General features: G+C 42.9%; 11 protein-coding genes. 5 read left to right on the top strand and 6 right to left on the bottom strand.

The window, feature by feature from the left end; all coding sequences use genetic code 11:
- Nucleotides 1-49: 49 nt before the first annotated feature.
- From LP316_RS04765 to LP316_RS04755, 3 genes are all read right to left on the bottom strand, one after another.
- Nucleotides 50-886, bottom strand: coding sequence for an HDOD domain-containing protein (locus LP316_RS04765; protein WP_193022938.1), 837 nt, complete (start codon nucleotides 884-886; stop codon nucleotides 50-52).
- A 170-nt stretch (nucleotides 887-1,056) separates the two neighbouring features.
- Nucleotides 1,057-2,700 carry a M28 family metallopeptidase gene (locus tag LP316_RS04760; protein ID WP_193022937.1) on the bottom strand — a complete coding sequence of 548 codons (1,644 nt, stop codon included), beginning with the start codon at nucleotides 2,698-2,700 and terminating at the stop codon, nucleotides 1,057-1,059.
- Nucleotides 2,701-2,730: 30 nt separating this feature from the next.
- Entirely contained in the window at nucleotides 2,731-3,258 is a 528-nt protein-coding gene (locus tag LP316_RS04755; RefSeq protein WP_193022936.1) for a winged helix-turn-helix transcriptional regulator, read from the bottom strand.
- Between the two features lie 146 nt (nucleotides 3,259-3,404).
- Here LP316_RS04755 and putA point away from each other — a divergent pair, with 146 nt between their 5' ends.
- The gene (gene putA / locus LP316_RS04750) at nucleotides 3,405-7,208 is read left to right on the top strand and encodes a bifunctional proline dehydrogenase/L-glutamate gamma-semialdehyde dehydrogenase PutA (RefSeq protein ID WP_193022935.1); all 3,804 of its coding nucleotides are present in this window, start codon (nucleotides 3,405-3,407) and stop codon (nucleotides 7,206-7,208) included.
- Between the two features lie 132 nt (nucleotides 7,209-7,340).
- Here the strand turns inward: putA and hemE are convergent, their stop codons facing one another.
- Nucleotides 7,341-8,408, bottom strand: coding sequence for a uroporphyrinogen decarboxylase (hemE, locus tag LP316_RS04745; RefSeq protein ID WP_193022934.1), 1,068 nt, complete (start codon nucleotides 8,406-8,408; stop codon nucleotides 7,341-7,343).
- A gap of 433 nt (nucleotides 8,409-8,841) precedes the next feature.
- On the opposite strand from hemE, the gene LP316_RS04740 reads away from it, so the two are divergent.
- Together LP316_RS04740 and LP316_RS04735 are read left to right on the top strand one after the other, a co-directional pair.
- Complete coding sequence (locus LP316_RS04740) at nucleotides 8,842-9,222, top strand: GFA family protein (protein ID WP_193022933.1); 381 nt, start codon at nucleotides 8,842-8,844, stop codon at nucleotides 9,220-9,222.
- 28 nt (nucleotides 9,223-9,250) lie between these two features.
- Nucleotides 9,251-10,075 carry a S1/P1 nuclease gene (locus LP316_RS04735; RefSeq protein ID WP_193022932.1) on the top strand — a complete coding sequence of 275 codons (825 nt, stop codon included), beginning with the start codon at nucleotides 9,251-9,253 and terminating at the stop codon, nucleotides 10,073-10,075.
- Between the two features lie 66 nt (nucleotides 10,076-10,141).
- On the opposite strand, the gene LP316_RS04730 is transcribed toward LP316_RS04735, so the two are convergent.
- Nucleotides 10,142-10,906 (bottom strand): FKBP-type peptidyl-prolyl cis-trans isomerase, encoded by a 765-nt coding sequence (locus LP316_RS04730; RefSeq protein WP_193022931.1) that lies wholly within the window; start codon nucleotides 10,904-10,906, stop codon nucleotides 10,142-10,144.
- A 122-nt stretch (nucleotides 10,907-11,028) separates the two neighbouring features.
- Here LP316_RS04730 and LP316_RS04725 point away from each other — a divergent pair, with 122 nt between their 5' ends.
- Entirely contained in the window at nucleotides 11,029-12,027 is a 999-nt protein-coding gene (locus LP316_RS04725) for a WD40 repeat domain-containing protein (protein ID WP_193022930.1), read from the top strand.
- 31 nt (nucleotides 12,028-12,058) lie between these two features.
- On the top strand, nucleotides 12,059-12,295 hold the full coding sequence (locus LP316_RS04720; protein ID WP_193022929.1) for a SlyX family protein: 237 nt from the start codon (nucleotides 12,059-12,061) through the stop codon (nucleotides 12,293-12,295).
- 230 nt (nucleotides 12,296-12,525) lie between these two features.
- Here the strand turns inward: LP316_RS04720 and LP316_RS04715 are convergent, their stop codons facing one another.
- On the bottom strand, nucleotides 12,526-12,720 hold the full coding sequence (locus LP316_RS04715) for a YheV family putative zinc ribbon protein (protein ID WP_193022928.1): 195 nt from the start codon (nucleotides 12,718-12,720) through the stop codon (nucleotides 12,526-12,528).
- Nucleotides 12,721-12,745: the final 25 nt, after the last annotated feature.

Here is a 12,745-nt window from a genome sequence, read left to right as displayed (position 1 = left end):
AAGTGATAATAAATTGCTTTATTACCACTTCATTCATGGGTGAAAATCGTTAAAAGAATTTAGCATTCATAATATTTAAGATCTCTTGTGCTTCATTTGCTGCATATTGGGCAGCTTGATCAAGATCGTCATTAGTCACCCCTAAGGCTTTACACATTTGCTCGTCAACCGTTTCATCATAGGGGTAGATTTCCGGGTGACTATCAACTAAAGCTAGGCGTGACGCAAGGTACAGTACCTTTACATCCTTATTAATTTGAATATCCTTTGCTTGATTGAAATGGCGAATCGGCAGAATAATTTTTTCTGGAATTTGCCACATTGATAATAACTCTGCGGTTATATCCGTATAAGTAAAACCGAGATAGTGTCGCTGGATTGCCCATGGAAGCGCCTTCTGCGTATACTTTTCCGCTTTTTGAGCAATTTCAGGGGTTTCCTTGGCAACAATTAACTCACCAAAGTTTTGCAATAAACCGGCAACGAATAAACGCTCGATATCGCGAATACCCGCTTTAACTGCTAAATTTTTTGACACCAAGGCACAATACACTGAACTGCGCCAAAAGCGCTTGAGATCTATCGCTTGGTTTTCAAAGTGCTTAAAGGCACTCGCCGCGACATCAACTAACATCATATTGTAGATAGCTTGCGTACCAATAATGGTGATGGCGCGTGAAATCGTACTAATTTCACCACTAAAACTATAAACCGCACTATTCGCTATTTTTAATAACCGCGAAGTCATTGAGGGATCAACGCTAATAACATTGGCAAAATCTTCAATAACTGACGATTCATCTTCCATTAAGGCTTTCACTTTAAAGCAGGCGTCGGGGAGAGCAAAAGAGCCATTGGCTTGTTCGGCATACTGCTGCGCATTCATTATTATTATCTCTGGCAAAATTTTTCTCAGTGTATCTTGAACTCAAATCTATTCAAAGGCGTTATACCAAGAAAATTAAATATTTACCTAGCTCGATATAACATAAAAAAAGCGCTTAGTTTGCACTAAACGCTTCTTAATAAATCAACTTTGCTTGTAATTAAAACACACTACTGGGCAAAGGTTTTTCCGAAGAAGTCACCGTCATTCCATTTAGGTCTATCTTGTTGATTCGCAATCTCTAAACCAATCATCATATTCACCTTGGCAAATTCGGCCGCGACATCGTAACGGATCGGCAGATCAGTTTGATCACTGTGTTGGTGGTAGTGGTTTTTCAAGAAGTCTTTAAAGATTTCACCACCATTGACGTTTGGATCTTTTGATTGAAAGCCGGTCATTAAGAAAACTGACGGAATACCAGCTTTTACGAAACTATAGTGGTCACTGCGAGTAAACAACGCCTGTTCAGGCATTGGGTCTTCACTTAAACTAATATCAATTTTAGCCGCCGCGCGTTCAACAATAGGCCCTAAAGTTGAGTGCGTTGAACCAAAAGCGATAACGTCGGCAAATGGGTATAAGATTAACGGCATATCTAAGTTCACGTTAGCCACCATGTTCATCACAGGTACCGTAGGGTTTTGCGCAAAGTAACTAGAGCCCAATAAGCCTTTCTCTTCACCTGTTACAACAACAAACAATACTGAGCGCTTTGGTTTTTCTGCTTGCATCGACAGCATACGTGCCGTTTCTAATAAAATTGAAACACCTGAAGCATTGTCTAACGCACCATTGTTAATGTTATCTTCGTGATCGCCGTGGCTAGACATACCAATGTGATCTAAGTGGGCACTAAAGACGACAAATTCATCTTTTAATGTTGGATCACTACCTTCTAGTACTCCAATCAGATTCGGGCTCGTAATCTCTTCATGGCGAGTTTTGGCTGCTAGGGTAACTTTGGCATTCAATGCAAAACCACTGATTTTTTCATCGGCTGAATCTGCGCTAAAGACTTGCTCGGCTGTCATAGAGGCACCCTCAAATAGCGCGTCGGCGTGATCAAAGTGCAAGTAACCACCGCCTTTGATCTCGTCAAATTTGCCATATGGCTTGCCATTGTTATCTAACCAGCTGTAACGCGGACCATTAGCGTATTTTGCCGAAGTGGCATACGCGCGCACTTTATCGCGTTTCGGTGTATGTAACGTGATATAACCTACTGCACCGCGCTCCGCAGCATGACGAACTTTCTCGCTACCTGAACCAATGTGGGCACCTTCTTCTGATGGTAAATCAGCAGGGCGACCAGTTAACGCAACAACAATTTTTCCTTCAACGTCTAAATCTTGGTAATCGTTATAACCAAATTCTTCAGATACCACGCCGTAGCCAACAAATACCGTTTCTGCTGTTACCATTGAGTCAGTGTGGAGCGCTGAACCTGAGATGAAAAACTGGTCAGGCATAGTGATTTCAGTCGTTTGACCAGCATTTTCAACGATCATCTTCGCTGATTCCGGCTCTAAAAATGCTTTGCGGAACGTCACTTGCTGCTCATAACTGTCAAATTCACCACGAGGTTTTAAGCCCATTTGCTTAAAGTGTGATTTCACGTAATTTGCGGCAATTTGATATCCTTCACTACCGGTATCACGACCTTTTAACGTGTCGTCAGCAAGAAAAGTAATATGTGCTTTAATATTTTCAGGGTTAACTTCTACTTGCTGTGGTTGTGAAGACTTTTCAGTGCAAGCAGTAAGAGAAAAAAGTGCTGCCAATGTTGCAGCGAAAATTGTTCTTTTGTGCATTGTTTTTAAATCCTTAATTGATCATAGGCACTATATAGGTGCTCGAGACAAAACGCTAGCTTTACTAGGCTTTTGCTGAGTTCTGAGGGTAATCGGGATCCCGGCATCTTTCTTCACTTCTTCCATCACAACATAGGTGTGCGTTTGTGAAACTGCAGGTAGCTCAACAATAATGCCGAGCACCTCGCGATAGGCGGCCATATTTTCAAAGCGCAGTTTGAGTAAGTAATCAAAACCACCGGCTACCATATGACATTCAGCGACTTCTTTAATTTTAACAACCTCATCGCGAAAATGATTAAAGACATCAGCTGTCGTTCTATCTAAGGTCACTTGAATAAATGCCGTCATGCCATATTTGAGCATCGCAGCCGACAAAAACGCGCCGTAACGCTCAATATAACCTTCATTTTCTAATCGCTTCACTCGCTCTAAGCAGGGACTAGCACTTAAGTTGACTTTTTTCGCTAATTCTACGTTCGAAATTCGACCATCTTTTTGCAAAGTGTCTAAAATTGTTAGATCGATACGATCAAGTGGCCGTGATTTATCACTCATATATTCAGTACTTTCTACGGTGTTATTTTATTTATACCGTACAAAATACCGTAAAAATCGAGAATAAACCAACACATTCTGTATCTATTTCATTAAAATGCGGTATCAATTTTTTTACGTTTTATTGCACAAAAACAGGTAAATTTATGTTATTTGAAGGTTCACTAACGGCGACTAGCCAAATTCGTCAAACCATTCGCGATCACTATCGCGCCGACGAAAACAAAGTACTTGAAAATTTACTGCCTATTGCTGAAATTTCAGTAGACGCAAAATCAAGAGCATGGGATTACGCCCGTATTTTGGTTGAAAACATCCGAATCGACCAAGTAGGTAAAGGTGGTGTTGATGCCTTATTAAACGAGTTCTCACTTTCTACTGAAGAAGGTGTCGTGTTGATGTGTTTAGCCGAAGCCTTATTGCGTGTACCCGATAAATCAACAGCTGACAGCCTAATTCGTGATAAGCTCGCCAATGGCGACTGGAGCTCACATATTGGCAATAGTGACTCGTTGTTTGTAAACGCTTCATCATGGGGTCTGTTGTTTACTGGCAAACTAGTTAACTATTCAGATGAGAAGAAAAAGCTGCAATTTAACCTGTTAAAACGCACCGTTGGCCGCTTAGGTGAGCCAGTCATTCGCAAGGCTGTGCGTTTTGCAATGAAAATCATGGGTACTCAATTTGTTATGGGTCACACCATTGATGGTGCAATAGAACGCGCCCGTGAAACTGAAGCAAAAGGTTACACCTATTCTTACGATATGCTAGGTGAAGGCGCGCGCACTATGAAAGATGCCGACCGCTACTTCGACAGCTACATGACGGCAATTGATGCCATCGGTAGAGCGGCACAAAACAAAGGCCCGCAAAAAAGCCCAGGGATTTCAATTAAACTATCGGCGATCCACCCTAAGTATGAATTCTCGCATCGCGAACGCGTGATCAATGAATTAATTCCTCGTTTGAAAAAACTCGCCCTAGCTGCCAAAGCATACAACATTGGCTTTACCGTTGATGCTGAAGAAGCAAACCGCTTAGATATTTCCCTCGATATCATTGAAGCCGTATTTACCGACAGTGATTTAGATGGCTGGGACGGTTTTGGTATCGCCGTACAGGCCTATCAAAAACGCGGCTTATTTGTCATTGAGTGGGTTCGAGAATTAACCCAAAAAGTTGGCCGTCAAATGATGGTGCGCCTAGTAAAAGGCGCGTACTGGGATAGCGAGATTAAAGATAGCCAAGTAGAAGGTTACAACGATTTCCCAGTATTTTCTCGCAAACCGTCAACTGACGTGTCATACCAAGCTTGTGCGAAAAAGCTCTTGAGCTACCGCGACACCATCTACCCGCAATTTGCGACCCATAACGCCTATACCGTTGCCACTATTTTAGAGATGGCAAAAGATCTTGAAGGCTTTGAATTCCAACGCTTACACGGTATGGGTGAATCTTTATTTGACCAAGTTGTCACAGGTAAAAATGTTCCTTGTCGCGTATACGCGCCAGTTGGTGAACATTCAGATCTCCTCGCTTACCTCGTTCGTCGTCTATTAGAAAACGGTGCCAACAGCTCTTTCGTTAACAATATCGTTGATGAAACTATTCCAGTTGAATCTTTACTGGCTGATCCGGTTGATACCGTTAAAGGCTGGATTAATAAGTACAACCCACAAATCCCTCAATCAGTTGAGTTATACGGTAGCGAGCGCGCTAACTCAAAAGGTATTGATTTAACCGACGTTGATGCCGTGACTAAAATGCGCGACAAGATGAACGCAACGGTTGAGCAATTAAAAGCTACTGAAGCAGTTGACGGTGCCGAGCCAGTGACTAACCCAGCCAATAATGGTGAAATTATTGGTTACATTAAGCACGCCAATGAACAAGAAATGAAGGCATTAGTTGAACGCGCTGACAACGCCTTTGCGAGTTGGTCGAAAACCTCGGTAGCAGATCGCGCTGAGATTTTAAATAAAACAGCAGATAAACTTGAAGAGCACATTGACGAGCTTATCGCACTTTGTACCAAAGAAGCCGGAAAAACCATTCCTGATGGTGTCGCTGAAGTACGTGAAGCGGTAGATTTTTGTCGCTACTACGCGGCTAAAGCACAAGAGCTGATGCAAGATGAAAAGTTTGTCGCCCGCGGTGTAGTACTGTGTATTAGCCCGTGGAACTTCCCACTAGCGATTTTCTTAGGTCAAGTTGCTGCCGCAATTGTCGTTGGTAACACAGTGGTCGCGAAACCTGCTGAGCAAACGAGTTTAGTTGCCCTGCGCACCATTGAATTAATGCATGAATGTGGATTGCCAGCAAGTGTTGTAGAGCCAGTGATTGCCCGTGGTCGTGTCGTTGGTGAGAACATTGTGCCAGACGAGCGCATTCAAGCGGTCATGTTTACCGGTTCAACTGAAACAGGTAGCTGGATTTCACGTAAACTTGCTGAGCGCCACGGCGACCCGGTGCCATTAATCGCTGAAACAGGCGGTCAAAACTGTATGGTTGTTGATTCAACGGCTTTACCTGAACAAGTGGTTGATGACGTAGTCGCCTCAGGTTTCCAAAGTGCTGGTCAACGCTGTTCGGCATTGCGCGTTTTATTTTTACAAGATGACGTTGCTGATAAAATTATCGAGATGATCAAAGGCGCGATGGCAGAGTTGACGGTTGGCGACCCAGCATTTTTCTCAACCGATGTTGGCCCAGTAATCGATAAAAAAGCCTTAAGTGCACTGAATGAACACGTTGAGTATTTAGAAACTCGCGGAACCTTACACTACGCCTGTGACGCGCCAAAACTTGGCGACGATGTCGACCACAACTTCTTTGTACCGCGCCTCTATGAAATCGATAATCTATCGGTTTTACACAAAGAAGTGTTTGGCCCTTGTGTTCACGTGATTCGCTACAAAGCCCACGAACTGGAGCAAGTAATCGATCAAATTAATGGTACAGGTTTTGGCTTAACCATGGGTATTCACACGCGTATCGAAGCGAAAAGTGAATACTTAGCAGCTCGCTCACGTGCGGGTAATGTTTACGTTAACCGCAACATGATTGGTGCCGTTGTTGGCGTACAACCATTTGGTGGACGCGGGTTATCGGGTACTGGCCCGAAAGCAGGTGGCCCAATGTACTTAACGCGCTTAGTGAAAGATAACTTACCGTCAGTTAGCGTTGAAATCAGCGATGCTGATAAAGCACAATTAACGGAGTTATTCCAAATCGACCAAACTAGCGCAAGCAAAACATGGGCAATGGTTAATCAGGCGAAATACGCTGAACTTGCTTGGCAATTTAGCTCATTAAACAGCCGAACGTCGATTTTACGCCAATTACTTGCACAACTTGCTTCAAACAAAGTGATTTTGGCGCAAGACCAAGAAATTGAGCAAGCGTTAAGCGCAAGCCATCAACAATTAGCGTTTATTGAAAAAACCTTAGCCAAGCCAACACAGTTGCCAGGACCAACGGGTGAATCAAACACCTTGCACCTTGAAGCCCGCGGCACGCTCGCTTGTTTACGTTGCAAAGACACGCCATTTAGCTTCTGGTTAACTTCACTGGTTAGTGCGTTAGCAACAGGTAACTGTGTAATTGCGGTGGTTGACCCAATGTTTAGCCAAGAAACACAGACGATTGCCAAGTTATTAAAACAAATTGGCATTACCCATGGCGCGTTTGATTTTGTTGAATTAAACCAAGTTGCCAACGTATTAGCAGCACCTGAATTGGCCGGTGCAGTAGTTGATAACGGCTCACAATTAAAACCGTTTGCTGGCGAAGCAATAGCTGCTCGTGCAGGCGCTATTTTGCCATTAATCACCGCCTATACGAACCAAGGTTTAGTGCATCGATTAGTGACGGAAAAAACTATTACGGTTGATACAACAGCAGCTGGTGGTAACGCTTCGTTGATGACTATGGAATCGAACGTAGCATAACGGTAAGTTGTCGCTCGCTAACCCTCCCCTTTACTACAAGTGGTTAGCAAGCAACAAAAAATGGGGTCAGCGTTTATCGCGTTGACCCCATTTACATTTATCTCAGTAAGTTAACTGACTTAGCCGTAAAACTTACTTGTGATACGGCTTACTTAAACGATGTACCGCTTCAATGAAATGACCGGCGTGTTCTGGATTCACATCAGGGTGAATACCATGACCTAAGTTAAAGACATGGCCAGTACCTTTGTCACCAAAGCCGGCTAATATTTTCGCCACTTCTTGTTCTATACGCTCTTTCGGTGCGTAAAGCATTGACGGATCCATATTGCCCTGTAATGCCACTTTATCACCTACACGCGCGACTGCATTTTCAATATCGATTGTCCAATCTAGACCAACACCATCACAGCCAGTGGCAGCAATTTTCTCTAACCACATGCCGCCGTTTTTAGTGAATAACGTCACTGGCACTTTACGGCCCTCGTTTTCACGCTTTAAGCCGTCGACAATTTTCGCCATGTATTGCAGTGAAAAGTCGTTGTAATCACGTGGAGATAACACGCCACCCCAAGTATCAAACACCATGACTGATTGAGCACCAGCAGCAATTTGCGCGTTTAAGTACTCAATGACTGAATCAGCTAACTTGTCTAATAACAAATGTAACGTTTGCGGCTCGGCAAACATCATCTTTTTAATTTTAGTGAAGGCTTTTGAACTGCCACCTTCAACCATATAGGTCGCTAGTGTCCATGGGCTACCAGAGAAACCAATTAACGGTACTTTGCCATCTAAGGCTTTGCGAATTGAGCGCACTGCGTCCATTACGTATTTAAGCTCACCTTCTGGATCTGGCAAGCCAATTTTATCAACGTCAGCTTTGCAGGTAATTGGACGTTCAAATTTTGGCCCTTCACCCGTTTCAAAGTACAAGCCTAAGCCCATAGCATCAGGAATAGTTAAAATATCGCTAAATAAAATCGCTGCGTCTAAATCGAAACGTCTTAATGGCTGAATAGTCACTTCAGTTGCCAACTCGGTATTGCGACATAGTGACATAAAATCACCTGCTTGCGCACGGGTTGCTTTGTATTCTGGTAAATAGCGACCTGCTTGGCGCATCATCCAAACTGGCGTGTAATCAACAGGTTCACGCAACAACGCGCGCAAATACGTATCGTTTTTTAATTCAGTCATTAAGATCTAGCTCTCTAAAATTTTATGGGGCGCATTCTATCATTGTCTAAATCTAAGTGCTATGAGGCAGGTCAAAAGCTAGGTAAATTAATTTTTTACCGCCCTAGTGGTTAACCAGTAACCGTGCGCTAGCCTAGAGCGCCATTGACTTTCGTACGAAAACAGTCGTGGTATAAATGCTCTAATAAACTTGTTGCTATGCAGAAAACGCTTTGTTATAAAATATCTGCGCTAGTAAAGAACAACAAACAAGAAGCTAGATTATAACTAGACCACACAGCGAGCATTTCGGGCCTTACTTTTGTAAGGCCTTTTTATTTCCCTATCTTTTCCTCCTTTTTCCTCATCATTAAGCTTGAAGCAATTTTAGCCATTGCTTTTTGCCGATATCTTTCAAATAATCACTTTGGGATCCCCAAGACAAGTCACTATCATGAAATACCAAGGAAGCTGTCACTGTAAAGCCGTGACCTTTGAAGTTGAAGCGCCAGAAGAAATTGAAGTGGAAGATTGCAATTGCTCGATGTGTAATAAAGTCGGCTTTTTGCACCTTATTGTACCAAAGCAACACTTCACGTTGTTAACCGGTCAAGATGACATCACCACATATACGTTTAATACTGGCGTAGCCAAGCACACCTTTTGTAAACACTGTGGTATTAAGCCATTTTATATTCCTCGCTCAAACCCTGATGGTGTCGATGTTAACGTTCGTTGTTTAGATTCACAGCCTAAAAAAATGACCATAGTTAAGTTTGACGGTCAAAATTGGGAGCAACACGCCCATACCCTTGCCCATAAGAGTCAGCTATGAAAAAATAATACTCATTGTTATATCTTTAATGTTAGCCAACAAAGCGATAGCTTTTGGTGGCTATGGCCATGAACTGGTTTGCCAGATGGCCTTTGATGCTTTGCCCAAAACCCAACAACTGCAATTAAATGATTTAGTACAAGCATTGCCACAGCACGAAAAGCAATTACTTGTTCGCGGTCATAAACCCGTTACTTTTGCCCAAGCCTGTAATTGGCCAGACAAAATTAAACGTTTTAAGAAATATGATAAATACAAACCTTGGCATTATTTAAATACCAGCCGCGACGATCAGAAAATCACGGCTGACGACTGCCAACAAAACTGTGTTGCCAAAGGTATTATCCATCACCAAAAGAAATTAATGACGAGTCAAACGAGTTTAGAAAGAGCGCAAGCCGCGCTATTTTTAAGTCACTGGCTAGCAGATTTACACCAACCTTTGCACGTTAGTTTCGCCAGTGATCTAGGTGGTAACAAAACGCGAGTAAAATACGATAGCTCGCTACCGGCAGGCAGGTGTAAAAATCTACATTGGTATTGGGACGAGTGCCTGATCATGAGCAAGAAACTTTCAATATCAGCGTATGCGCAACAACTTAGCGACAACTTAAACTATGACTTAGCCTCACCGTGGCGGGCTGAATTTGTTTGGCAATGGGCTGATGAAAGTTTTGCACTAGTGAGAAGTGAATCGTTTAATTACTGCCATACCAACAATGGTGAATGCCAAACCAATGACAAATCGGTAGTTATTGATAAGACTTATCAAGATAAACACGTAGCGATTGCTGAACAGCAAGTACAAAAAGCAGCTCAGCGCTTGGCCAATATCTTAGCGCAAAGCCTCTAGACTATCCTGCAGAGACAAAAAAGCCAGTCGATGACTGGCTTTTAACTCTAGCTTAAGAATAAATAATTATTCGCCTGCACCTACTTCAACAGGCGCTTGTGCTTTTTGGATTTCTAATAATTCAATTTCAAACTCTAATACTGAGTTACCCGGGATACGCGGTGGGTTACCTTGTGGGCCGTATGCTAAGTCTGAAGGAATTGTAAACTTGTACTTAGAACCAACTGACATTAATTGCACACCTTCAGTCCAACCTGGAATGACGCGATTTAATGGGAATACCGCTGGTTGGCCTCGCTCGTATGAGCTATCAAACGTTTCACCGTTTAAGAAAGTACCTTTGTAGTGCACTACAACGGTATCTTCTGCTAGCGGCTTATCACCTTCTGCTGCGACTAACACTTCGTACTGAATACCAGAATCAGTTACTTGAACGCCCTCGCGCTTAGCATTTTCATCTAAGTATTTTTGGCCTTCTGCTAAGCTCTTTTCCGCTTCAACTTGTGCCATTTCTGTTTGCTTGGCTTTCATTTCTTGGTCTAAAGCCATTAACAAACCTTGAATATCTTCTTTTGCGATTTGTGACTCGCCATTGATGCTTTCAACAAAACCATCGATGATCAACTGCTTATCAAGCGCTAAGCCTAAACGTTGGTGCTCTTCTAAGTTACGCTCCATGTACATACCGATTGACGCACCTAAGCCGTAAGCTTGTTTTTGAATTTCAGTTTCTAGCACAACTTTAGCAGGTGCTTCTTGCTTTGCTTCCTGCTGACAGCCTAAAACTGATACAAGAGCTACCGCAACTAGGGTAGGTTTTAATAATTTCATCGAATTCTCCGTTTAAACCGCTTGCTTGAAGAAATTCCTCAAGTATCACGATAAATATCTTGATCTATATAGTGAAAAACACCTTATACTAACGAGAAACAAAAGGATAAAAAAGTATTAATATGTTGTGCTTTCGCAATAAGTGTTTCAGAACATTAAAACTGGTGATTATTTCATCACTTTTACTCGCCTGCCAAGATGTTAACAAGCAGCCACTCACTCAATGGCAACACGCTGTTGAAGGCGCTTATGACGCAGACATCTCAAACGATGCTTCGCTGTCTGTTGTCTCATCAATCCATCATGGCATTAGTGTCTGGGATCTTAAAAACAACGCGTTAAAGTACACTTGGTCACAACAGCAAAACTCTAGTGACAACCTCGTGTTAGCCATTGATATTGCCGACAATAATTCACATGCAATCACCGCAAGCCGGGAGAACTTTTCGCTTTGGAACTTAGCCACCGGGCAATCTGAAGGCTTTTGGCAGATTAGTGAATCTAATATTCGCGACGTTGCCATTGCCAACAATGGTAACTATCTATTGGTTGGCCAATCGAACAATAAAGTTGTCCACATTACGCTTGCAAGCGGTCGTCGCCTAGAGTTTTTAGGCCATCAAGAAAAAATCAACTCGGTAGACATGCTACCTAATGGTCGTGTCGCTATGTCGGGCTCAAATGACTTTGTTGCTTATGTCTGGGACACACTATCAGGCCAAGTTATTTATCGTTTCAATCATCCTTCACGCGTGACGAAAGTGGCACTAGATCCAAAAGGTCGCTTTGCTTTTAGCGCAGATAGTAAAAAAGATGCCCATATTTGGGACTTAAAAACCGGCGAGAAAATCAGCTCATTGAAATATACTAACCGCCAAGAGATCTTTAGTACTATTAGCTTCTCCCCTGATGGTAAGCAGTTACTTACTGGTGCGCCTTCGCGCAAGGTAAGTGTTTGGGATATCGCTAGTGGTAAGCGATTGAGCTCATGGCGAGTAACGCCGAGAAAAGACATTCGCCCAGCTGGCGCTGTTGTTTACGCCGCCGCTTTTAGCGATAATAATGTGATTATTACCGAAAGCTCGGCAGGCTATGCAGAACGCTGGTTATTTGAACCCTAAGCGCTGCCACTCACAGACGAACATACACCTAATGACCAACCACTTAGACCACATAGCGCAGCTCGAAGCGCGAATTGATGCTTTAGAAGCGCGTAACGCGTTTCAAGATGATGTAATAGAGCAATTAAATCATGAGCTTGCCGTACATCAGAAAGATATTGCAGAGTTAAAAGAGCATATGAAACTCATTGCTCAGCGGATTAAGTCGAATAGCAACAGTAGTATTATGGCGCGCCCAGAAGACGAGCCACCACCGCCACATTATTAATCTTGGTATGTTTGAAAGTTGGAAGGTTGGAAGGTTGGAAAGCTGGAAAGCTGGAAAGCTGGAAAGCTGGAAAGCTGGATGAGATTAGCCTCGATTTTCTTTCTAATCAATAGCCTTTCGCCACTTTCAGCAGATTCCCGATAACAACATTCGGGAATGACGAGTTATTTAAGCCTGAGTCGCCTTTGGGAGATCCCCGATACCACCGTTCGGCAGTGGCGATTTTTTCGCTACTCTGGCGTAAAAATACCGATCATTTGCTCATTTTCACGGGTTGCTTTTTCTACGTGTGCTTCAGGCTGCACCATTTGCTCTCCGCAACTGACACACGTTACTTTTTCAATATTGTTTTCTTTGGTTAAAGCCATGGTGTCCATCGCTTTACATTTTGGGCAGATGGCGCCTGCAATAAATCGTTTTTTCACAATTGTCTCTTTCGTCTTTTGAAAC

The sequence above is a fragment of the Thalassotalea sp. LPB0316 genome, assembly GCF_014898095.1.
Lineage (GTDB): Bacteria > Pseudomonadota > Gammaproteobacteria > Enterobacterales > Alteromonadaceae > Thalassotalea_G.
Note: the sequence above shows the minus strand (reverse complement) of the source record. Positions and strands in the feature narration are given on the sequence as shown.

Excerpts from the sequence above, each read along its gene's own strand:
- LP316_RS04725 (WP_193022930.1), top strand. The coding sequence starts at position 11,029 with ATGTTGTGCTTTCGCAATAAGTGTTTCAGAACATTAAAACTGGTGATT.
- LP316_RS04735 (WP_193022932.1), top strand. The coding sequence starts at position 9,251 with ATGTTAGCCAACAAAGCGATAGCTTTTGGTGGCTATGGCCATGAACTG.
- LP316_RS04740 (WP_193022933.1), top strand. The coding sequence starts at position 8,842 with ATGAAATACCAAGGAAGCTGTCACTGTAAAGCCGTGACCTTTGAAGTT.
- putA (WP_193022935.1), top strand. The coding sequence starts at position 3,405 with ATGTTATTTGAAGGTTCACTAACGGCGACTAGCCAAATTCGTCAAACC.
- LP316_RS04730 (WP_193022931.1), bottom strand. The coding sequence starts at position 10,906 with ATGAAATTATTAAAACCTACCCTAGTTGCGGTAGCTCTTGTATCAGTT.
- LP316_RS04755 (WP_193022936.1), bottom strand. The coding sequence starts at position 3,258 with ATGAGTGATAAATCACGGCCACTTGATCGTATCGATCTAACAATTTTA.
- hemE (WP_193022934.1), bottom strand. The coding sequence starts at position 8,408 with ATGACTGAATTAAAAAACGATACGTATTTGCGCGCGTTGTTGCGTGAA.
- LP316_RS04720 (WP_193022929.1), top strand. The coding sequence starts at position 12,059 with ATGACCAACCACTTAGACCACATAGCGCAGCTCGAAGCGCGAATTGAT.
- LP316_RS04765 (WP_193022938.1), bottom strand. The coding sequence starts at position 886 with ATGAATGCGCAGCAGTATGCCGAACAAGCCAATGGCTCTTTTGCTCTC.
- LP316_RS04760 (WP_193022937.1), bottom strand. The coding sequence starts at position 2,700 with ATGCACAAAAGAACAATTTTCGCTGCAACATTGGCAGCACTTTTTTCT.